Source organism: Paracandidimonas soli (assembly GCF_004342005.1).
GTDB lineage: Bacteria > Pseudomonadota > Gammaproteobacteria > Burkholderiales > Burkholderiaceae_B > Paracandidimonas > Paracandidimonas soli.
The window spans coordinates 510,827-532,645 of sequence record NZ_SMBX01000002.1 but is presented as its reverse complement, the minus strand read 5'-3'; the positions used below and the strand labels follow the sequence as shown (position 1 = coordinate 532,645).

Genomic DNA, 21,819 nt, shown 5'->3' with positions numbered 1-21,819 from the left:
TTACAGCCGCTCTGGAAGAGACAAATAGCGGCTCTGGAAGAAACAAATAGCGGCTTCACAGAAGCAAGCAGAGCCCGCAGCATGCCAGAGACCCGTTGCCCCCGGGTTAATTTGTTTTTACATACACCGCCTCCTGCCAGCGCCTAGGCTTCTGAGAGGTTATTGCGCCGGCGGACGGATCTCGTAGGGCAAGGCCTGTATCGTGATTTCGGCGCCATCGGCGCTGCCCAGACGGAATTTGGCCGAATCCAGGTCCGCCAGCTGGACTTCCAGCAAGAACCACAGCTTGCCCTGGCCATCGCTGGCCACATTGATGACACGGCCGCAGGGATTGCCGGGGCGCAAGGCATCGAAAATATCCGTGCCCGGCTGGACCATGCCTTCCGGCAGGCTCGAGCTATCGGCCTGGCCGCAAGCCATGCGGCGCTTGATCGTCCCCCTGTAGTGGCTGCGGGCCACGACTTCCTGGCCCGGATAGCAGCCCTTGGTGAAGCTCACACCGCCGATCAGATCCAGATTGAGCGTCTGGGGAATAAACAGATCCTGCACGGCCTGCGTGATCCATGGCAGGCCGGCGCGGATATCGAGGCTTTGCCAGGCTTGCAGATACGACGCGTTGTCTTGCGCTTCTTGATGGCCGGCCGTACCGATGCGCCACCAGCGGCAGGCGCCAGCTTCGGGAGAAGGGGCCAGTATCCAGATTGCGTCGTCCCGGTGCCGGATGCTGAACGAAGGCGCCACCGTTGCGCCGTCTTCCAATACTCCGGCGACGACGGCGTCGGTTTTCCGGATGACGACTTTCGCGCGCAGCACGAACATGCTCAGGCGCTTGACCAGGGCATCGGCGATATCGGACTTGACCAGGGCCAGATAGCCGTCCCCGTCCTGCGCGGCCCAGACGATCAGAGTGGCCAGCAGGCGGCCCTTGGCGGTGCAATAGCCCGCCAGATGCGCCTGCGTGGCGGTAACGGCCTTGATATCGTTGCTCAATTGCCCCTGCAGGAAGGTAGCGGCATCGGCTCCGGAGAACGAGATGACGGACAGATCGGGCAAGGCAACAGCCTGGCCGGCGGGGATGGCGGAAAGCGGAGTGGTCATTTTCTCTGACAAAGCATGAAACGGGAACAATAGACAATGATAACGGTCTTGCCTTCAGGACAGTGAAGAATCCGGCCTGCTGGCCGGGATTTCTCCGCCTCACGGCCTGGCTTGTCGGCTACACTCACGGCTTCATGAAAAAAATCACCACCATTCTCCTTTCCCTGCTGCTGCTTCTCTGCCTGGGCGCGCTGGCCGTCTCCGGCCTGGCCTGGTATTGGTCCCGGCAACCCGTTGCCATGCCTGCCGAGCGCGTGGACTACATCATCGAGAGCGGCGCCGGAGTACGGGCAGTGGCTCGCACCATGCGCAGGGAAGGCATCGATATCCACGAAGATGCCTTCGTGGCGCTGGCGCGGGTGACGGGCCTGCACACCAGGCTGCAGGCGGGCGCCTACGAGGCCGTGCGCGGCGATTCGCCCATGGCGCTGCTCGAGCGCATGGCCAGCGGCGACATGTTGCAGACAAGACTGACCTTCGTCGAGGGATGGACATACCAGCGCATGCGCGAAGCCTTGCGCAATGATCCCAATGTGCGCCAGACCCTGGATGGGGTAACGGACGCCGAACTTATCGGGCGCCTGGGCATCCAGGCGGACTCCCTCGAAGGCATGTTCTATCCGGACACCTACGTCTTTGTGCCCGGTTCCACCGATTTCGATCTGCTCAGGCGCGCCCATCATGCGCAGAAAGAGCTGCTGGAAGGGCTCTGGCAGGAGCGCGCGCCCGATCTGCCGCTGAAAACGCCTTATGAAGCGCTGATACTGGCTTCCATCGTGGAAAAGGAAACTGGCCACGGCGAGGATCGCGCCAGGGTCGCGGGCGTTTTCATCAACCGCCTGAAGGCGAGAATGCTGCTGCAGACCGATCCCACGGTTATCTATGGCATGGGAGAAGCCTACCAGGGGCGCATACGCAAGCGCGACCTGACGACGGACACCCCCTGGAACACCTATACCCGTCCGGGCCTGCCGCCGACGCCGATCGCCAATCCCGGCAAGGCGGCGTTGCTGGCCACCTTGCAGCCCGAGACGCACCGCTATTACTATTTTGTTTCCCGTGGGGACGGCACCAGCGAATTCTCGCAGAACCTGGCTGAGCATAATCGCGCCGTGTCCAAGTACATTCTCAGGCGGTCGAATTGAAGCAGATTTCACGCGGCCGGTTCATCACGCTGGAAGGCGTGGATGGCGCCGGCAAGAGCACGCACCTGCAATGGCTCGAAGAACAGTTGGCGGCAACGGGCGCCCGTGTGCTTTCCACGCGCGAGCCCGGCGGCACGGCGTTGGGAGAAACGCTGCGCGAACTGCTGCTGACCCGCCCCATGACGCTCGAAACCGAGACGCTGCTGATGTTTGCCGCACGTTGCGAGCATCTGCGCACAGTGATCGAGCCGGCCCTGGCGGATGGCATCTGGGTGGTGTGCGACCGTTTCACCGATGCCAGCTATGCCTACCAGGGCGGCGGCCGCGAGCTCGGCGCACAGCGCATCGCCGTGCTGGAGGACTGGGTGCATCCCGATCTCCAGCCCGATTGCACATTCCTGTTCGATGTGCCGCTGGAAGTGGCACGGCAGCGCCTGGAAAACGGCAAAAACCTGGATCGTTTCGAGCAGGAGAATGCCGATTTCTTCCAGCGGACGCGCGCCGCCTATCATGCGCGGGCTCAGCAGCATCCCGGGCGCTTCCATATCATCGACTCCACGCGCAGCATTGCGCAGATCCGCGAGCAGATCGCCGGCATTCTTGCGCAATTGCGGCCCGGCAAGCAAGGGTAAGTCCGGCATGCAGCCTGAAACCGCGCCATCGGATATCGCCATCCCCGTCTTTCTTCCCTGGCAGCGTGAGCTTGCGCGCCAGTGGCTTTCCAGGCAGCAGGACCGCTTCGCCCATGCATGGCTCATCCACGGGCTCGCCGGTATCGGCAAACGGCAGTTTGCACTCGCTGCCGCGGCCAGCCTGTTGTGCGAAGCGCCGGCGGAAGGCCTGGCATGCGGTCATTGCAATGCCTGCCGCTGGGTAGCCGCGGGCAATCATCCCGATCTCAGGCGGATCCGCCCGGACGCCGTTGCGCTGGAGGAAGGCGAGGGCGCGGAAGACGACACGCAGAAGGCGGCAGCCAAGAAAGCGCCTTCCAAGGAAATCCGGGTGGAGCAGTTGCGCAGCCTGGGAGACTGGTTCAATACCGCCACGCACCGGGGCGGATGGCGGGTGGCCGTCATTTATCCCGCTTCGGCCATGAATGTCATTTCCGCCAATGCCTTGCTCAAGGTGCTGGAGGAACCGCCGGAGCATACAGTATTCCTGCTGGTGGCCGACGCGCCGGACCGCCTGCTGCCTACGCTGGTATCGCGCTGCCGGCGCCTGCCGCTGCCTACGCCGCCCGAGAAGGAAAGCCTGGCGTGGCTGGGCGAGCATGGTGTGGCCAGGGCGGCGCAGTGGCTGGCAGCCGCCGGCGGGGCTCCTGTGCAGGCATTGCAGCAGGCAGGCACCCAGGATGCGCCATATCCCGCCTGGCTTGAAATACTGCTGGATCAAGCGGCGGCCGCCGATGGCGTCAATGTGGCGTCCATGGCGGACCAACTGGAGCCCCAGGATCCGGCGATATGGATCGATACGCTGCAGCGCCTGTTGACGGATATGGCGCTGGCGGCCTCCGGCGTGAAGGTCAGGTACTATCCCGCCTTGCAGTCGAAAATTGCCGCACTGGCCCAGCGCTCATCGCCCCAGGCCCTGGCGCAGTCCAGCAAATGGCTGACATCCCAGCGCGCCATTGCCTCGCATCCGCTCAATGCCAAGCTGTTTTCCCACGCGTTCATCCAGCGCATGGCTACTGTACTGGGAAGAGCTGCCTGAGCGCGACTTTTGCCAGCACAAGAGGGCCAGCGGGGACTATCATCCTGTATGGGATGCACGCTTCATTTTCCGTAAAAGACAAGATTCATGTACGTTGACTCGCATTGCCACCTGGATTTTCCGGATCTGGCCGAAAACCTGGATGAAATACTGCTTCGCATGAAGCAGAACCGTGTCTGCCATGCGCTGGTCGTCAGCGTCAGCCTTCCGGACTGGCCGCGCCTGATGCAATTGGTGGAGGAGCACGAGGAGCTGTCCGCTTCCGTCGGGGTGCACCCGGACTATCCGGATACGGAAGAGCCGGACGTGGCCATGCTCGTGAAAATGGCGGCATCGTCGCCCAAGGTCGTTGCAATCGGCGAGACCGGGCTGGATTATTTTCGGCTGCAGGAACCGCTGGACTGGCAGCGGGAGCGTTTCCGCACCCATATCCGGGCCAGCAGGGAGACAGGGCTGCCGCTGATCATTCATACCAGGTCGGCCAGCGAAGATACGCTGCGCATCATGCGCGAGGAGCATGCGGAGCTGGCTGGCGGGGTCATGCATTGCTTCACCGAGTCCTGGGACGTGGCCCAGGCCGCCCTGGATCTGGGGTTCTATATTTCCCTGTCTGGCATCGTCACCTTCAAGAAAGCAGTCGATCTGCACGAGGTCGCCCGGAAAGTGCCCCTGGATCGCCTGTTGATCGAGACAGATTCCCCGTACCTTGCTCCTGTGCCGTTCCGCGGCAAGCAGAACGATCCTTCAAAGGTCGTTCATGTGGCTGAGCATATCGCGAATCTTCGCGGCATCAGTGTCGCAGAGATAGCTTCCACGACAAAAAATAATTTCTTCAATTTATTCAATAAGTTAAATTGATAATTTAATTTAGATTATCTGAAGTATTTTATTTAAAGTAATTTATCTGGAGTGATATATCTAAAGTAATTTATTTGAAGAAAATTATTTAAAGTAAATTATTATATAAATCACTCAACTATATGATATGAAACTGATTTATCCAATATTTCTTGGAGTTTTCCAAGCGTTCTCCAGCTCGAACCGAAGAATGCGGCAGGCGCTGGTGTGTCTGTGCTTGCTGATCGCCTTGCCGCTCCAGGCCCACCAGGCGCCTCCCAGCGACTGGTGGGTCCATATCGCCAACGACAGGGTCTCTCAAGTACGGGATATGCTTGCAAGGGGCGTGGATCCCAACGCGTTCGGCCCCCAGGGCCTGCCGGCGGCCATGTTCGCCGTCACGGAAGGCGCCTGGAACGTCTATGACCTGCTGCTGGCCCAGCCCTCCACGGACATCCATGTCGAAAATGCCAGCCACGAATCCCTGCTCATGTACCTGGCGCTGGTAGGCGACGAGAAGAGGGCGGAGGCGCTGATCAAGAAGGGTGCCGAGGTCAATCGGCTGGGATGGACGCCGCTGATGTATGCCGCATCGACGGGCAGGGAAGCAACCGTGAAATTGCTGCTGGATCATGGCGCCATCGTCAATTCTCCGGGCCCGCAGGGAGAAAATGCATTGATGATGGCCGCCCTCGGCGGGCACGAGGCGGTGGTGCGCCAGTTGCTGGCCGCTGGCGCCGATCCCACCATCCGCGACCTGGAAGGACGCTCGGCGGGAGATTGGGCCAGGATGAAAAGCCACACGGCGCTAGGCGGCAAGCTGGATACGCTCATGCAGAGCGTACTGGCCCGCCGCGAAGCGCAGCGCAACCCAGCATCGGCGACAAAGGCCAAGCCCGAGGCGGAAGCGCCTGAAAAGCCCCTGGATGCAGAGGCGCCTGCCAGCGGCGGCCAGCGCTACTTCGACCTGAAGCGCTTCGAGTCCGGCGAAGAAGCGCTTCCCTGAGTTCGTGCGCCTTTCCAGGCCCGAAGCCTTGCGCCCGGGCTCAGGAAGCGGCGGGGACGAATTCGGGACGCAAGGCCGAGCGCAGTGCGGAATAGGGGATGCGCAATTCGGGCTGCCCGGCGGAGTATGGCGCCAGCGCATAGGCGTCGTATTTCACGACGACGCCCTTGTCCGTCAGCGCGAAATTGTCGCTGGCCTGGAATGGCCACAGGCGCCGATAGCCCGCGGGATCCTCCTGCGCTTCCTTGTTGCCGGCCAGCCAGGCCGCATGCGCCTGGCGCAGGGCCTGCAGATAGGTCTCGCGTCCCCCGGGAGCCAGGACATCGTCCAGGGACAGCACGCGCTTGCGCTGATTGTCCCAGTTCAGGTACTGGGTGGCCGATATGCCGTGGGCGGCTCCAGTGAAGTACTGGTAGCTGTTCAGTTCCAGCACGGTCAGATTGCGGTTGCGATAGACGGTCTTGGCCTCGAGAATGACCTCGTCGCGCGGCGCAGCGGTTCGCCAGTAATGCGCTTCGAACTCGGCGATTGTCTGGTAAGCCTGGGGGGTTGAGTCGCCCGTGCCCGTCATGGTGGCCAGCGCGTGATCCACCAGTTGCGTCAGCGTTCCGTTGCCGGGAAACGCCAGCGACTCCACCTTGAGGGAGGCGCATTCGCCCGAGCATTCCGGCTTCTTGCGCTCGAACTTGACGGGCTGGGAGAAAAGGCCATCCTTGCGGGTCTGGGCGTCAACCTGATCCGCCGGGATCAGCGAAATGACTTCCGATGGCTTGCTGGCGCAAGCGGAGAGCAGGGCTGTGCAGGCCAACAGCGTTGCCATGCGGGACAGGCGCAACGCCGTGGGACTGAGAGGAGACCTGGCCATGGAAAAACTTTCTGTCATGATGCGAGTACTACCTGTTTGAATAAGGTACGATGCCTTTGCCATCCATCACCATACCGGAAAAGGATTCAGGACATATGAGCGCAATCTATCACAATCCCCGCTGTTCCACCTCCAGAAACGCACTGGAACGCTTGCAGCAGGCCGGTTACGAGCCGCAGGTCATCGAATACCTGAAAACGCCGCCCGATGCCGGGACGCTGGCCGAGTTGATCAGGGATGCGGGGCTTTCGGTGCGCGATGCCATCCGGACCAAAGAGCCGGAATACCTGGAGCAAGGCCTGGATGATCCGAGCCTGGGCGACGAGGTATTGCTGGCGAAGATGGTGGCGACGCCCGTGCTCATCAACCGTCCGTTCGTCAGGACGGAGAAGGGCGCAAGGCTGTGCCGGCCAGTATCGGTGCTTGAAGACATCCTATAGGCATCGCCATGAGTCTTTACTCCCAGTTGTTGAAACGACAGGCTCAAGGACGGCCGATTCGCGTCGGCCTGATCGGCGCGGGCAAGTTCGGCTCCATGTATCTGGCCCAGGCGCCGCGCACGCCGGGCATCCATGTAGCGGCCATTGCTGATCTGTCGCCGGATGGGGCCAGGCGGAATCTTCACAGGGTAGGGTGGGACCCGCAACGAATGCAGGCTGGTTCCATGGCGGAAGCCCTGCGCAGCGGCGGCACATGGATCACCGATGACTGGGAGGCTCTGGTTCGCGCCCCCTCCATAGATATCATCGTGGAAAGCACGGGCCACCCGATTGCCGCCGTGGCGCATTGCCTGGAAGCGTTTCGCCACGGCAAACCTGTGGTCAATGTCACCGTCGAGGCGGATGCATTCTGCGGCCCGCTGCTGGCGCGCAAGGCGGCTCAGGCGGGCGTGGTGTATTCGCTGGCGTTCGGCGACCAGCCCGCGCTGATCTGCGATTTGGTCGATTGGGCACGCGCCTGCGGGTTTCCTGTCGTGGCGGCGGGGCGCGGCCACAAGTGGCTGCCGCATTTTTCCGCTTCTACGCCGGATACCGTCTGGGAAAACTATGGCCTGACACCGGAGCAGGCAGTGCGCGGCGGACTGAACCCGAAAATGTTCAACAGCTTTCTGGACGGATCCAAGCCATCGATCGAAAGCGCGGCGGTGGCTAATGCCACAGGCTTGGCGGCGCCGTCCAACGGGCTGCTGTATCCGCCGGCCAGCATTGCGGACATTCCTTCCGTCACGCGTCCGCTCAGTGAAGGCGGGCTGCTGGAAAGACGAGGGATGGTGGAGGTGGTGTCATCGCTGGAAGCGGACGGCACGGCAATCCCCTACGACATCCGCATGGGCGTCTGGGTGACCGTAGAGGCGGAAAGCGACTATATCAAGCATTGTTTTGAGGAATACAATGCGCATACGGATCCGACGGGACGTTTTTTCACGCTGTACAAACGCTGGCATCTGATTGGCCTGGAAGTGGGCGTGTCGGTCGCCAGCGTCGTGCTGCGCGGCGAAGCTACCGGTACGGCGCAGGAGTGGAACGCCGATGTCGTGGCAACCGCCAAGCGTGATCTGTCGCCTGGGGCAATTCTGGATGGCGAGGGCGGCTATACCGTATGGGGCAAGCTGCTGCCAGTGGAAACCTCGCGGCGATTGGGCGGTTTGCCGCTTGGGCTTGCGCACGATGTCAAACTGGTACGGCCCGTAGCGAAAGGGCAGATCGTGACGTGGGACGATGTTGTCATCGATCGCACTACCGAAGCGTACCGCATTCGCCGGGAACTGGAAGCCATGCATGCCGGCACCGATGACGCGGGCGCTGCGCCCGCCTGAGCACGAAGGCGTCTGGCGCGCCTGGAGAGGGCGGCCGACGGCCGGGTGAGTCCGGACAGGCGGCCTGGCTCGTCCTAGTTGTAGCGTCCGCCGGCTCCGCCTACGCTGTAGCGTCCCGCTCCCAGCAGCGAGATGGCGAAAGCGCCGAACAGGAAGAGCCCCTGCAACTCCAGCCGCCAGCCGCCGTTATTGCCCAACTGGAACAGTTGCCCCATGTGCGCCAGGAATATCGCGACAAGCATGTGGCAGACCACAATGAATGCGGCCGCCCGGGTGTACAGGCCCAGGATCAGCAGAACGGGCGCAAGCACCTCGCCAATATAGACACCGTAGGCGATGAAGTGCGGCCATCCTTGCGATGCCACCAACGAGGAAACGCCACCCATCCCATACATGAGCTTGTGCAGCCCATGCAACAGCAGCAGAACGCCGATCGTCAGGCGCAATACGAGTTTTCCGGCATTGTCGTGCGTCATGTGTCAGTTGCCATGATATGAAACCAAGATGAAGTGTACTTTGCTTCACTCCCGGCAGTCGATATCCTGGAGGTTCCATGAGACAATCCCGGGTTTCCGAACGTCTTGCGGCGGTCGGTCTATTGCCCGTGCGTTCGGGCATTTTCTGGTATTTTGCAGCGGTATCCGCGAAATTATTGGCGATTCCATATTGAAAGGCGTTATTTTTTCCGTCGGCGCATCGGTCCTGTTCGCGGTGCTGTATTACTATGCCGTGCTCCTGGCGCCGCTGGATGGCTCGCAGATACTGGGATGGCGCGTCGTGCTGAGCCTGCCCGGACTGCTGCTGATACTGACATTGACGCAGGGCTGGCACCAGCTTCGGCTGTTGCTGCGCCGCATTCCCCGGGAACCCGCGCTTTGGGCCGTCATGCCGGCCTGTGCGGCCATACTTGGCTTCCAGCTCTGGCTGTTCATGTGGGCGCCGCTGCACAATATGGCCATGGACGTTTCCCTGGGGTATTTTCTGCTGCCGCTGATCATGGTGGTGGTGGGGCGCTTGTTCCTGGACGAACGCCTGTCCGGCCTGCAGACTGCAGCTGTGATTTTCGCCCTGGTCGGCGTAGCTCATGAATTATGGCGCACGGCCACGTTTTCATGGGCCACGGCAGGGGTCTGCCTGCTGTTTCCCGTGTATTTCCTGATGCGGCGAGTGTTCCGCATCGAAGCCGTGCCAGGGCTGATGGTGGATATGCTGCTGATCATGCCGTTTGCCGTGATGATCCTGGCGACGGGCGACACCTTCAATTTGATGGCCGAGCATATTAAATTATTTGCGCTCGTGCCTTTGCTTGGCATCATCAGCACGACGGCGCTGTTTCTCTATCTGTCCGCCGGGCGGCTGCTGCCGATGGGCCTGTTCGGCTTGCTGGGCTACGTAGAGCCCGTCCTGCTGTTTTTCGTGGCGACGCTGTTGCTGCGGGAACCGTTCGCCGCCAGCCAATGGCTGACTTACGGCCCCGTATGGATCGCCGTAGGGCTGCTGGTCGTGGAAGGCGCGCGAGCCTTGGCCAAGGGACAAGCCGGGAAACAAAGATGAACTCCGGTCTCCAGAGGCACAACCAGCCAGGCCAAAGGTGCTGCGAGTTGCGGCGATATATCCCGATTTTGCGCGAGAGCCGTTTGAGTCCGGATTTGCTGCAACTGAGCTCTTCCGCCTTCCTGGGTAAATTACGCATAATGTATATTATGTAAAGTAAAATAGATCTGGGCGAAATATATCAATCATCGCCCACGTTATCGGTCTCCACGTAGAACCTCAGATCAAACGCTCCGCTTTCCAAGAAGCCGCACTTCAGCCTCCAGTGCTCGATTTCGTCCAACGGCACGCAGGGCCGAGGCAAACGATGGAAATCGAAAACATCGGCAAGCAGCACTGCTGGCAGGTCCGGATTTTCGCCTGCGGACTTGGCCAGTGAGACGGCCTCGGCCATAGGAGTCAAATGTGGAATGAAGGCTGCGCGCCGCTCCCACTCATGCTGATGGTGCCCACGCGCAAGGGTCGAAGCGCCCGAGTGCAAGCGCTCTGCCACTTCTTTGAGGCAGAGCTGGATGATTTCCAGCAAGGCTGAATGGAGCGGCTTTTCCTGGGTCGGCATGATCCAACTACTGAATCAATTGATGCCATTCACGCATTGGACAGCATCCACTCCGTCGACTACATTTGACTGCCCATCTGATATGTACGATGTCGGATGGCCGCCCAAGACAACAAATAAACCGGCGGCGATCGAATCGCATTGCCGTATTGCCTCGGCGATTACACAGCAGACAAGACAATGTCCAAGAAAACCAGCACCATCAAGCGCCTGGCCCAGTTCATGGTGGCAAGCGCGCTCAGCATCGGCGCCGCGCATGCGGCATGGCCGGAGCATCCCGTCAACCTGCTCGTCGGCGCGCCTCCCGGGGGCACGACCGACATCCTGGCCCGCCTGATTGCTCCCTACCTGGGCGAAGAGCTCTCCCAGCAAGTCGTGGTCGTCAACCGCGGCGGCGCCAGCGGGCTGATTGCCAGCAACCAGGTCGCGAAATCCAAGCCCGACGGCTACAACCTGCTGTTCTCCACCAGCCATATGGCGGTGTTCGAAAGCCTGTATGCCAACGTGCCGTTCAAGCCGCAAGAAGACTTCGAACCCATTACGCTGATGGTAAAGACGCCTTATGTCATGGTCTCGCATCCCAGCCTGCCGGTGAAGACGGCGCAGGAACTCATCGACTACGCCAAGCAGAATCCCGGCAAGGTCGACTATGCCGCATCGTCGCCCGGCGGCGGCCAGCACCTGGCCTGGGAAATGTTCAAGCGCCGCACTGAAACCGACATGATGTACATCCCGTACAGCGGCACGGGCGCGCTCATGACCGACCTGCTCTCCGGCCGACTTGTCGCCGGCATCGACAACGTGGCGGTTCTTACGCAATACATCCGCCGCGGCGAATTCAACGGACTGGTCACCACGGGCAAGAACCGCTCCCCTCTCCTTCCTGAACTGCCCACACTGTTCGAAGTACTGGGCCAGGACAAAGGCTTCGAAGTCGTAGGCTGGTTCGGCATGTTCGCGCCGAAGGGAACACCGCAGCCCGTCGTCCAGCGCATGGACGAAGCCCTGAAAAAAGTGCTGAAGAACCCCGAGCTCAGCAAGCGCCTGCTCGATCTGGGCGCCGAGGTCGACGGCGGCGGTCCGGCGGAACTGGCGGCCTTCCTCAAGAGTGAAACGGACCGCTGGGGCAAGGTGATCAAGGAAGTCGGCGTCACGCTGCAGACGGCTCCCTGAGCACAGGCCAAAGCGCAAGCTCCCGGCCTCAGGCTGGAGTGACTCACCTATACTGCTGAAAGCCGATCCAGCGGCAGCGCGATGCCGCCGCTGTCTTTTCATTTCATGTCTGACGGGGCAATCCTCATGCGTATCGACGTCTCCCATGCAAGAACCGTAGTACAGAACATCATGCAGGCGGGCGGCATGACGCCTGAGCAGGCGCAGGCCGTGGCCCGGCGCATGGTGGCCAGCGATCTTTATGGACATGTGACGCATGGCGTGGCGATGGTACCCATGTATCTGGAGCGGCTGGGCGACGGCCGCATCTGCGCGGACGGAACGCTGAAAACCCTGCAGGACCACGGCTCCGCCTTCTCATGGGAGTGCGGCCGCCTGCCCGGAGCATGGGTCATGGAGCAGGCTATCGGGCAGATGCTGGAGCGGATCGAGTCCCATCCTGTCGTGACCGCCACGATCGCCAATTGCGGCCACATCGGCGCCTTGCAGGTCTATTCCGACGAAATCGCCCAACGCGGTCTGCTGGGCCTGATGATGGTGACGGATCCCGGTGTCGTCTCTGTCGCCCCGTTCGGCGGCGCGACTCCGGTACTGACCTCCAATCCCATGGCCGTCATCATCCCCACGCGGGACCAGCCCGTGCTGGTCGATGTCTCCACTTCCGTCACCAGCAATACCGCTGTGCGCAACTACCAGGAAGCCGGCCGCAAGCTGCCCGGCAACTGGCTGCTGGACAACCAGGGAGTGCCCACGAACGAGCCCTCCGTGCTGGCGGACGATCCTCCCGGCACCATCCTGCCCCTGGGCGGCGAAGATTTCGGCTACAAGGGATTCGGCCTGGGCCTGATGGTGGAGGCCTATGCGTTGGCATTGACGGGCTATGGCCGTCACCAGGGGCACAAGCGCGGCGGCCAGGGGGTGTTCTTCCAGGTCATCGATCCGGCCAGATTCTGCGGATCCGACGTATTCCTCGATGAAACGACCTTCGTGCGCAAACAGTGCCTGGACAGCACGCCGGCGAAACACGCCTCCCACGCTGCGCCTTCGGCTTGCTGCCCTCCCAAGGAGGGCGCTTCTTGCCTAGGGAGCGGCCCGTCGGCCAAGAACGGCCCGGGCGTGCGCATGCCAGGGCAGCGCGCCCAGGAAAAGCGCGCCGACCAGTTGGCCAATGGCCTGGCCGTCGACGACGCCGTCGTCGCTAGCATCGATGCCTGCGCCGCCAGGCTCAAGGTGCCTGGCCTGAGCTAGGTGCGCCTGAGTTCACCGCGTATGGCCTTTGCAGGACGCCTGGCCTTAAAATGGCCGGAATCCCGCCATGTGTGTCATGGCTTTCATGGTGTTTGCGAACCATGCGCGTACTTCTTGTGGAAGACGAGGCGGACCTGGCCCACTGGCTTTCCCGTGCGCTGGCCCGTCACGCCGGCTTTATCGTGGAATGGGCCAACGACGGGCTGATTGCCGACCGCAGGCTCAGCCTGGAGGAATTCGACGCTCTCATCCTCGACCTGGGCTTGCCGGGCATGGACGGCCACACAGTTTTGCGCCGCATGCGCAACCGCGACGACCGGACGCCCGTCCTGGTGCTGACCGCGCGCGACTCCCTGTCCGAGCGCGTCGAGCTGCTCAACGATGGCGCCGACGACTTCCTTCCCAAGCCCTTCCGCATCGAGGAACTGGAAGCCAGGCTGTTGGCGCTGATACGCCGCAGCCGGGGCCGGGAACATCCGCGCTTCACCTGCGGCAGCTTGTCTTTCGACCCGGCCAGCCAGAAATTCCTGATGGCGGGGGAGCCTTTGGCGCTCTCGCCCAGGGAACATGCCGTCCTGCGCACACTGATCCAGCGCAGCGGAGAGCCGCTGAACAAGCAATACATACTCGAACGCATGTTTTCCGGCGATACCGATGTCAACCTGGAGGCCATCGAAGTCGCCATCCACAGACTGCGCAAGAAACTGATGGACTCCGACGTCCAGATCGTCACCATGCGCGGGCTGGGCTATTCACTGGACGCTCTGAACGGCTCAGGCGATATCGCCGGCTCCGCGACAGAGGCCCGGGCGACCGGCAACGACAGATGAGCGGAGAGATTTCCTCATCCGCTCTTCACTACCAGGACGCTTTGCGATAGCCATGCCGGCAAAAGACAAACCCCATGCGAACAGACCGCAGCGCAGCCTGAAGAGCCTGCTGCTGCTATGGATCATCCCCATCCTGCTGCTGGTTTCGTCCCTCGGCCTGTGGAGTTCCAACACCGTGCTCAAGGAGCAGGTCGAGGCCGCGTACGACCGCTCCCTGGCGGGCGTGCTCAGAGCCATCGACATCAATATTTCCACGGATAGCGGCGGCCTGGCGCTGGAGCAGCCATACCGCCTGCTGGAGTTCTTCGACCTGACCGCCAGCGGCAATGTGTACTACCGCATCGCCACCGAGGACGGCCTGGCCGAGATCGGTCACGGCGGCCTTCCCCTGCCCTCGCATGCCATGGAGTCGGGGAAAATGTATTTTTTCAATGCCCGCTACCTGGACGAAGAACCTGTGCGGGCCGCCGTGCTGGCCCGCCCTTTGAGTCCGCCCCTGCATACGCAGCAAGGCGTCAGCCAGCGGGTCGTCATCCAGGTGGCCGAAAGCCTGGAACAGCGCCAGTCCTTCATCCAGGACATCCTGCTGCGGGCGGCAGGCCGGGACGTGCTGGTCATCGTTCTCAACGGCGTGCTGCTGGTCTGCGGCGTAATTTTCGCCTTGCGGCCGCTGCTGCGCCTGAGAAACGAGTTGGCGCAGCGCAGCACGGATGACCTCAGCCCCATTTCGCAGAAAGACGTGCCCTCCGAGGTCCTGCCGCTGGTGGAGGCCATCAATCACCATATGGAGCGCTATGCCCGCCAGGCAAAATCGCAGCGGCAGTTCCTGGATGACGCCTCGCATCAATTGCGCACGCCGCTGACGATACTGCGCACCCAGCTGGACTATGCGCTCAGGGAAAACGATCTGGAGGAAACCCGGGCCGCCATACACGCCATGCGCGATGGACTGGAGCGGGCAACGCGCGTCACGAACCAGATGCTGGCGCTGGCCAGGGCTCATGGCGCCGCGCAGCCGGAAGCCGCCATGGCGCGTGAATCGTTCTCGCTGAACAGGCTGGTGGAGGAAAGCACGCGCCTGATGCTGCCCGCAGCCAAGGCCAAGCGGCTGGACTACGGTATGGATCTCCCTCCTCGGCAAGTGCCTTTCACGGGCATGAAGCTGCTGCTCCAGGAGGCTATCGTCAACCTGATCGACAATGCGATCCGCTACAGCCCCGAGGGAGGCAGCGTCATGGTGCTGCTCTCCGCATCCGCGGATGAAATCCGCATCACGGTGGCCGACGACGGCCCGGGCATGAGCCCCCAGGACATGGCCAAGGCCGGCGTGCGTTTTCGCCGTGGCGCCGCCGGGAAAAGCCAGGCCGGCGCCGGGCTGGGGCTGGCCATTGTCAAGGCCATCGCGGAACTGCACATGGGCGAGCTGCGGCTTGCCTCTCCACGGAATCGCCAGGGGCTGGATGCTGAATTGGTGTTTTCCCTAATAAGGGTTTCCGCTAGTCCTGGGGATTCTGAAAGGTAACGGAAAGCTGGGAAGGCGTAACTTTGCCGGCGTGCCATTCTGCGCAACCGCAGAATCCGCTTACGATAATTGATGACCTTCCAGTCAACCGGAGAGACATATGTCCATGAAAACCGTTTCCAAGGCCATTGCGGGCGCAATGCTGGTGTCCGCATGTTTTGCCACGGCAGGCACCGCTGCGGCGGAACCCAACCGTCCCGAATGCGTTGCGCCGGCCCAGCCTGGCGGCGGCTTCGACCTGACCTGCCGCCTCGCCCAGGCTTCCCTGAAGGAAAGCGGCGCCCTGGAGAGCCCTCTGCGCATCGTCTACATGCCAGGCGGCATCGGCGCTGTTGCCTATAACAACATCGTTGCTCAGCGTCCCGGCGAAGCCGGCACTATCGTCGCCTTTTCGGGCGGTTCGCTGCTGAACCTGGCGCAAGGCAAGTTCGGCCGCTACAACGTCGACGACGTGCGCTGGCTGGCCGCGATCGGCGCGGACTACGGCGTCGCCATGGTGCGCGAGGACTCCGAGTTCACCAACCTCAACGAATTGATGGAAGGGCTGAAGAAGGACAGCAGCAAGATCATCTTCGGCGCCGGCGGCACTGTCGGCAGCCAGGACTGGATGAAGGCAGCCCTGACAGCGAAAGCGGCCGGAGTCGACTACAAGCGCATGCGATTCGTCGCCTTCGAAGGCGGCGGCGAAGGGGTCACCGCTCTGCGCGGCGGCCACATCCAGGCCTACATGGGCGACGCCGCCGAGGCCATCACCATGCTGGAAGGCGGCACGCCCATCCGCATCCTGGCCGTCTTCCACAACGAACGCCTGCCCGGCCGCCTGGCGGATGTCCCCACGGCCAAGGAACAAGGCTACGATATCGAATGGCCCATCATCCGCGGCTTCTATGTCGGCCCCAAGGTCAGCGACGCCGACTATCAGTGGTGGGTCGATGCGTTCGACAAGACCATGGCTTCGGAAAGCTTCGCCAAGCTCCAGACGCAGCAAGGCCTGTTCCCCCTGGCTCTGACTGGCGAGAAGCTTGACGCCTACGTCAAGGAGCGGGTCAAGCAGTACGCCGAGCTGGCGGACTCCTTCGGCCTGATCAAGAAGTAATTCCTGGCTGATTGATCTTTCATCCACCAACCGATGCCGGCCCAGCCCTTGCCCATGCGAGGCTGGGCCGGCATCGGGCCAACCAAAGACATATCCCATGAACGATCGCATACTCGGTATTGCCTCCCTGTTGCTGGCAATCTTCCTGACGTGGCAAAGCTACGGCATGGAGGCTCCGTTCTCCTATGAGCCTCTGGGGCCGAACGCCTTTCCCCTGATGATCGCATTCATCATCGGCGTCTGCGGCCTGATCCTCATCGTCAAAGGCAGCCTGATCGTCGATCGCAATCCTCCCGGCGCCAATGCCCGGATCGCCTCGATGGTGATCTGCATTGCCGCCTACGCCTTTCTGTTCCAGTGGGCGGGCTTCGTGATTGCGACCGCGGGCATGACCGCGATCGTGGGAAGACTGTTCGGCGGTAAATGGCTCTGGACCATTCTCAGCGGCGTGATCCTCGGCGTTGCTTTCTTCCTGCTGTTCGACAAGGCACTCGATGTGGTGCTTCCCACCGGCCTTCTCGGAGATCTCCTGTGAGCGGAATTCTTGATCATCTCTCTCTGGGCTTTGGCGTTGCGTTCTCTCCGCTGAATCTCCTGGTCGCCGCCATCGGCTCGTTCTTTGGCACGATCGTCGGGGTTTTGCCGGGGCTTGGGCCGATCAATGGCGTCGCCATGCTGATCCCCATCGCCTTCGCCATGAATCTGCCGCCCGAAACGGCGCTGATCCTCCTGGCGGCGGTTTATGTCGGCGCCGAATACGGCGGTCGCATTACCTCCATTCTCATCAACGTTCCCGGCGAAGCCGCGTCCGTCATGACGACGCTGGACGGTTATCCCCTTGCCCGCCAGGGCCTGGGCAGCGTGGCGCTGTCGCTGTCGGCATGGGCCTCGTTCGTCGGCTCTACCGTCGCCTTCATCGGCATCCTCGTCTTCGCTCCGATCCTCGCAAGCTGGGCGCTGGCATTCGGGCCGCCCGAGTACTTCGTGCTGATGGTATTCGCGTTCTGCTGCCTGACGGGCCTGCTGGGCAACCAGCCCACCAAGGGCGTGCTGGCCGCCATGATCGGCCTGGCCATCTCGACTGTCGGCGTCGACTCCAACTCGGGCGTGTATCGCTTTACCTTCGACCACCCCAATCTCGCCGACGGCATCGACTTCGTCGTCGTCGTCATCTCCCTGTTCGCTATCAGCGAAATGCTGCAGATGCTGGAGAACGTGGCGGGCGGCATGTCGGTCAAGGTGCCCAAGAGCGGCCGCAAGCTGTTCAATATGCAGGAGCTGCGCTTTACCTGGCCTACCGTGATGCGCAGCGCGCTGACCGGAGCCGGCATGGGCGTGCTTCCCGGCGCCGGCGCCAGCGTGGCGTCCGCCGTGGCCTATGCCAACGAAAAGCGCCTGATTGAGCAGCGCGACCCGAAAAACGCCAAGTTCGGCCAGGGAGACATGCGCGGCCTGGCCGCGCCGGAAGCGGCGAACAATGCCTCGGCAACCGGCTCCTTCATTCCAATGCTGACGCTGGGCGTGCCGGGTTCGGGAACGACGGCCGTCATGATGGGTGCGCTCACGCTCTACAACATTACGCCCGGGCCCGTCCTGTTCGAGACGCAGCCTGCGCTGGTGTGGGGCCTGATCGCTTCGCTCTTCATCGCCAACGTCATGTTGCTCGTCATGAACATCCCCATGGTGCGCGTGTTCGCCAGCATTCTGTCCATCCCGCCATGGCTGCTGGTGCCCGGCATCGTATCCGTCAGCATGATCGGCGTCTATGCCATCAATGCTACGACGTTCGATCTGTTGATGGTCTCCGGCCTCGGCCTGGTCGGTTACTTCCTGCGCAAGGCTTCGGTGCCCTTGGCTCCCCTGGTGCTGGGCGTGGTACTGGGCAATCTGATGGAGCAGAACCTGCGTCGCGCGCTTTCCATGTCGGACGGCGATGTAAGCATCCTGTTCCATAGTTCGGTGTCCATCACCTTCTGGGTGCTGACGGCGCTGGTCATCGCCTTGCCCATCACGTTCCGCCGCATTGCCAAGCGGCGTGCCAGGCAGCACGAGGCGGCCAATGATTCTCAGGCCTGATCGGCCGATGTAATCCGCTGCGAAGACACAATCTCCCGCGGCGCATGGCTGGAATGCTATCGGCATCCCAGCCATTTTGCATTTTTGCACGTGGTCATTTGGCGTCCTGGCGCTCCATGGCCGATAATCCCGGCTTGCGAATGTGGAATATCGAAGCATGAATATCGTTCGGCGCTTCCTGCTCGGTCTGGCCATCGCCCTGGCTGGTGCGGGAATTGCAAAGCTGCTGTCCTTTCCCCTGCCCTGGCTGCTCGGTCCGCTGCTGGCAACGGCGGCCACGAGGATGTCCGGCTTGCGCAGCTTCTGTCCACGCATGGTGCGCAATGCCGGCCAATGGGTGATCGGCATTTCCCTGGGGCTGTACTTCACACCGGAAGTCGCACGCCATGTGATCGACAATGCCTGGCTGATCTTTGCCGGCGTCCTGCACGCCCTGTTCCTGGGCTCTCTGGGCTGCTGGGTCATGCACCGCTATGCGGGACTGGATGCCAAGAGCGCCTGGTTCGCGGCTGCAATCGGCGGCGCCAGCGAAATGACGACCCAGGCGGAGCGCTATGGCGCTCAGGCGGATCGCGTGGCGACGGCGCACAGCCTGCGCGTATTGCTGGTCGTCGTGCTCGTCCCCTTCTTTTTCCAGTGGTGGATGGGTGCGCAGATGGTTCCTCGCGCTTACGCGACGCTGAGCGAAATCGACGCGCATCTGGGCGCCGTCGCGCTGTTCGTTCTGGGCAGTTGCGCAACGGTATTCCTGTTCCGGAAGCTGCGCGTGCCCAGCGCCTGGGTGCTGGGGCCGATGACCTTCACTCTGCTGCTGAGCACACAGGAAATCCGTGTATTCTCCGCCCTGCCGCAGGGTGTCCTGATCGCCGGGCAATTGATGATCGGCTGGTCGCTCGGCGACCGCTACCGCCCCGATTTCTTCCGTACTGCGCCGCGCCTGCTGGGTATCGTGACCGCATTTACCGTTGTCATGCTGCTGTTGTCCGCCGGCGTCGCCTGGATACTCGCGCGCTTGTCGGGCGCGTCCCTGCCGGTGATGCTGCTGGGCATGGCGCCAGGCGGAATTGCGGAAATGACCATCACAGCCAAGGCGCTCGGCCTGGCCGTGCCGCTGGTCACAGCCATGCAGGTCGTGCGTATGATAGTCGTGGTGCTGCTGACCACCCCTATCTATCGCTGCGCGCACGCCTGGGCGCGCAAGCGGCGCGTCACCGCATAGAAAAGCGATGCCGGCCCGGATCGAGATGCAATTTACTGCTTGATTTGATATTAATCATGATGCGACGGCATCGATGCTTTACCATATATACTGCTGTCTTTTTACAAATCCCCTACTGGGGTTCATGGTATAGGCCCATTGGGCAATCGCACTTCAAAGGACATTTATGACAACGATTCTCGTGCCGGTCGACGGATCCGTCTCCTCGCAAAACGCCGTAAAAGCAGCGCTCGACTGGACCAAGGGACGTAGCGATATTTCCCTGCATGTCATTACGATACAGCCGCCTATCCTGTCGGGCAATGTCAGCCGTTTTGTATCCGCCCAGACCATCCATGACTATTATCAGGAAGAAGGCCAGAAAGCGCTGGACGCAGTCAAGCCCCTGCTCGAAGGCAGCGGCGTGGAATGCAAGCAAAGCGTCGAGATCGGTCCGATCGCCCAGACCATCGTCGACTATGCCAATGCGCACAAGGCTGACTACATCATCATGGGTACACGCGGCTTGAGCCCTGTTTCGGGCCTGCTGCTGGGTTCCGTGGCCACCAAGGTCCTGAGCCTCGTCAACATTCCCGTGACCCTGGTGAAATAAGCTGCTATCAGCCGGCGAAGGGCTTCGCCCCTCGGGGCGGGCTCCGAAAGCCAAGGGCCGCAAGACATCGTGTCTGCGGCCCTTGTTTTTAATTTGTCAGTCCGATACGCAGCAGCTTCCCGTCGGGGGAGTCCGTCAACACGTAGACGTACCCGTCATATCCTTGCCTGACGTCCCGGATGCGCTCCTTGAGGTCCTGCAGCAGCCATTCCTCACTGACGACGCGCTCTCCGTCCAGTTGCAGGCGGATCAGCGCGCCCTCTTTCAACGCGCCGATGAACACGGAGCGCCTCCAGGCGGGAAAACGGTCGCTGTCGTAGAAGACCATTCCGCTGATCGCCGGGGAACGGCTCCAGTAATAGGCGGGCTGTGCCGTGCCATCGACATGGCTGCCCTCGGCCTCAGGGATCGCGAATCCCGTGTAGTTGCGGCCATAGGTCGCCAGCGGCCAGCCGTAGTTTTCTCCCGGCCTGACCCGGTTGATCTCGTCCCCGCCCCTGGGGCCGTGCTCATTGACCCACAGCTCGCCGTTCCATGGGTTCAGTGCCGCACCTTGCGGATTGCGGTGCCCGTAGGACCAAATAGCATCGAGGGCGCTTTTTCCCTGGGAAGGTCCGGCGGCGAAAGGATTGTCCGCCGGTATGCCGCCATCGGCATCGATCCGGATCACCTTGCCCTGCAGCTTGTCCAGATCCTGCGCCGTGGGGCGCTGGTTGTTCTCGCCCAGGGTTGCGTAGAGATGGCCCTTGCCGTCGAAGACCAGCCTTGCGCCGAAATGGTGTCCGCTGGACAGCTTGGGCGTCTGGCGGAAAATGACCCGGAAATCGGACAGCCGGTCGCCATCCTCGGAAAGCCGGCCATAGCCTATGGCCGTGCCCGCCTTGCCGTCCTCGCCAGCCTCTGCATAAGCCAGGTATACGCGCCGGTCCGAGACGAAATCCGGCGACAGTGCGACGTCCAGGAGCCCACCCTGCCCTTTGGCGAAGACCTCCGGCGTGCCCGCCACGGGCTCCCGCGCCAGCTCTCCATTGCGCAGCAGGCGCAGGCGTCCCGGCCGCTCCGTGATCAAGGCGTCCGTGCTGCCCGGGAAAAAGGCGATGGCCCAGGGGTGCTCCAGCCCCTGCACGATTTCCCTTGCCTGGATGGCGGATCCGGTTTGCGGCGCCGGCACGGGATCCTGGCCAGGGGCCTGCCCCGTCGATTGGGCCCAGGCGGACGGCGCCAGGATGACCAGGGCGGCCGCCAGGCGGATGGCTTGCGCCTGCGATGTCGAAATGAATGGCTTTCTGGTCATGAATGCTCTTTGAAGGAAAGCTGCCGTTTCAGCATGGGGTTCCATGCCACTGTACAACGGAATCCGGCATGCGTGCAGGAAGACTGTGCCGGGCTCCGGCTTGCGTTTCCGCCCGCCAGACAATAAAAAAACAGGCCCAGCCTGTTCAAGCGGAGCCTGCTGCAGAACGTGGTTTGCGT

General features: G+C 62.0%; 22 protein-coding genes. 17 read left to right on the top strand and 5 right to left on the bottom strand.

Features of this window, described 5'->3' with window-relative positions; translation table 11 throughout:
* Positions 1-159: 159 nt before the first annotated feature.
* Complete coding sequence (ygfZ, locus tag EV686_RS06110) at positions 160-1,098, bottom strand: CAF17-like 4Fe-4S cluster assembly/insertion protein YgfZ (protein ID WP_132474550.1); 939 nt, start codon at positions 1,096-1,098, stop codon at positions 160-162.
* A 134-nt stretch (positions 1,099-1,232) separates the two neighbouring features.
* On the opposite strand from ygfZ, the gene mltG reads away from it, so the two are divergent.
* The 5 genes from mltG to EV686_RS06085 all read left to right on the top strand — a co-directional run bounded on the left by mltG (position 1,233) and on the right by EV686_RS06085 (position 5,796).
* The gene (mltG, locus tag EV686_RS06105) at positions 1,233-2,243 is read left to right on the top strand and encodes an endolytic transglycosylase MltG (RefSeq protein ID WP_132474548.1); all 1,011 of its coding nucleotides are present in this window, start codon (positions 1,233-1,235) and stop codon (positions 2,241-2,243) included.
* Complete coding sequence (gene tmk, locus EV686_RS06100) at positions 2,240-2,875, top strand: dTMP kinase (protein ID WP_377748089.1); 636 nt, start codon at positions 2,240-2,242, stop codon at positions 2,873-2,875. Before mltG ends, tmk begins: the two co-directional genes overlap by 4 nt.
* Positions 2,876-2,882: 7 nt before the next feature.
* Positions 2,883-3,953: a DNA polymerase III subunit delta' gene (gene holB / locus EV686_RS06095; RefSeq protein WP_377748090.1), complete on the top strand. Its 1,071-nt coding sequence runs from the start codon at positions 2,883-2,885 to the stop codon at positions 3,951-3,953.
* A gap of 87 nt (positions 3,954-4,040) precedes the next feature.
* Positions 4,041-4,811 (top strand): TatD family hydrolase, encoded by a 771-nt coding sequence (locus tag EV686_RS06090; RefSeq protein ID WP_132474546.1) that lies wholly within the window; start codon positions 4,041-4,043, stop codon positions 4,809-4,811.
* Between the two features lie 190 nt (positions 4,812-5,001).
* Positions 5,002-5,796 carry an ankyrin repeat domain-containing protein gene (locus EV686_RS06085; protein WP_165972519.1) on the top strand — a complete coding sequence of 265 codons (795 nt, stop codon included), beginning with the start codon at positions 5,002-5,004 and terminating at the stop codon, positions 5,794-5,796.
* 40 nt (positions 5,797-5,836) lie between these two features.
* On the opposite strand, the gene EV686_RS06080 is transcribed toward EV686_RS06085, so the two are convergent.
* Entirely contained in the window at positions 5,837-6,679 is an 843-nt protein-coding gene (locus EV686_RS06080; protein ID WP_243650765.1) for an RsiV family protein, read from the bottom strand.
* Positions 6,680-6,756: 77 nt separating this feature from the next.
* Between EV686_RS06080 and arsC the strand changes: the two genes are divergently transcribed.
* Both arsC and EV686_RS06070 read left to right on the top strand, forming a co-directional pair.
* On the top strand, positions 6,757-7,101 hold the full coding sequence (gene arsC / locus EV686_RS06075) for an arsenate reductase (glutaredoxin) (protein WP_132474542.1): 345 nt from the start codon (positions 6,757-6,759) through the stop codon (positions 7,099-7,101).
* 8 nt (positions 7,102-7,109) lie between these two features.
* The gene (locus tag EV686_RS06070) at positions 7,110-8,477 is read left to right on the top strand and encodes an NAD(P)H-dependent oxidoreductase (RefSeq protein ID WP_132474540.1); all 1,368 of its coding nucleotides are present in this window, start codon (positions 7,110-7,112) and stop codon (positions 8,475-8,477) included.
* 74 nt (positions 8,478-8,551) lie between these two features.
* Here EV686_RS06070 and EV686_RS06065 read toward each other — a convergent pair whose 3' ends face one another.
* On the bottom strand, positions 8,552-8,953 hold the full coding sequence (locus EV686_RS06065; RefSeq protein WP_132474538.1) for a DoxX family protein: 402 nt from the start codon (positions 8,951-8,953) through the stop codon (positions 8,552-8,554).
* Between the two features lie 190 nt (positions 8,954-9,143).
* Between EV686_RS06065 and rarD the strand changes: the two genes are divergently transcribed.
* On the top strand, positions 9,144-10,031 hold the full coding sequence (rarD, locus tag EV686_RS06060) for an EamA family transporter RarD (RefSeq protein ID WP_341539327.1): 888 nt from the start codon (positions 9,144-9,146) through the stop codon (positions 10,029-10,031).
* Positions 10,032-10,212: 181 nt separating this feature from the next.
* Here rarD and EV686_RS06055 read toward each other — a convergent pair whose 3' ends face one another.
* Positions 10,213-10,590, bottom strand: coding sequence for a hypothetical protein (locus EV686_RS06055; RefSeq protein WP_132474536.1), 378 nt, complete (start codon positions 10,588-10,590; stop codon positions 10,213-10,215).
* Between the two features lie 180 nt (positions 10,591-10,770).
* Here EV686_RS06055 and EV686_RS06050 point away from each other — a divergent pair, with 180 nt between their 5' ends.
* The 9 genes from EV686_RS06050 to EV686_RS06010 all read left to right on the top strand — a co-directional run bounded on the left by EV686_RS06050 (position 10,771) and on the right by EV686_RS06010 (position 20,346).
* A complete protein-coding gene (locus EV686_RS06050; RefSeq protein WP_132474534.1) occupies positions 10,771-11,763 on the top strand; it encodes a Bug family tripartite tricarboxylate transporter substrate binding protein in 993 nt (330 codons plus the stop codon).
* A 126-nt stretch (positions 11,764-11,889) separates the two neighbouring features.
* Positions 11,890-13,011: an Ldh family oxidoreductase gene (locus EV686_RS06045; RefSeq protein WP_165972518.1), complete on the top strand. Its 1,122-nt coding sequence runs from the start codon at positions 11,890-11,892 to the stop codon at positions 13,009-13,011.
* Between the two features lie 101 nt (positions 13,012-13,112).
* Positions 13,113-13,841 (top strand): response regulator, encoded by a 729-nt coding sequence (locus EV686_RS06040; RefSeq protein WP_132474530.1) that lies wholly within the window; start codon positions 13,113-13,115, stop codon positions 13,839-13,841.
* Between the two features lie 52 nt (positions 13,842-13,893).
* Positions 13,894-15,363, top strand: coding sequence for a sensor histidine kinase (locus EV686_RS06035; protein ID WP_132474528.1), 1,470 nt, complete (start codon positions 13,894-13,896; stop codon positions 15,361-15,363).
* Positions 15,364-15,469: 106 nt separating this feature from the next.
* The gene (locus EV686_RS06030; RefSeq protein ID WP_165972531.1) at positions 15,470-16,459 is read left to right on the top strand and encodes a Bug family tripartite tricarboxylate transporter substrate binding protein; all 990 of its coding nucleotides are present in this window, start codon (positions 15,470-15,472) and stop codon (positions 16,457-16,459) included.
* A gap of 97 nt (positions 16,460-16,556) precedes the next feature.
* A complete protein-coding gene (locus EV686_RS06025) occupies positions 16,557-16,994 on the top strand; it encodes a tripartite tricarboxylate transporter TctB family protein (protein WP_132474524.1) in 438 nt (145 codons plus the stop codon).
* Positions 16,991-18,535, top strand: a complete 1,545-nt coding sequence (locus EV686_RS06020; protein WP_132474522.1) for a tripartite tricarboxylate transporter permease — start codon at positions 16,991-16,993, stop codon at positions 18,533-18,535. Before EV686_RS06025 ends, EV686_RS06020 begins: the two co-directional genes overlap by 4 nt.
* A 157-nt stretch (positions 18,536-18,692) precedes the next feature.
* Positions 18,693-19,754, top strand: a complete 1,062-nt coding sequence (locus EV686_RS06015) for an AbrB family transcriptional regulator (protein WP_132474520.1) — start codon at positions 18,693-18,695, stop codon at positions 19,752-19,754.
* A 166-nt stretch (positions 19,755-19,920) separates the two neighbouring features.
* Positions 19,921-20,346, top strand: a complete 426-nt coding sequence (locus tag EV686_RS06010; protein ID WP_132474518.1) for a universal stress protein — start codon at positions 19,921-19,923, stop codon at positions 20,344-20,346.
* 88 nt (positions 20,347-20,434) lie between these two features.
* On the opposite strand, the gene EV686_RS06005 is transcribed toward EV686_RS06010, so the two are convergent.
* On the bottom strand, positions 20,435-21,640 hold the full coding sequence (locus EV686_RS06005) for a PQQ-dependent sugar dehydrogenase (RefSeq protein WP_132474516.1): 1,206 nt from the start codon (positions 21,638-21,640) through the stop codon (positions 20,435-20,437).
* Positions 21,641-21,819: the final 179 nt, after the last annotated feature.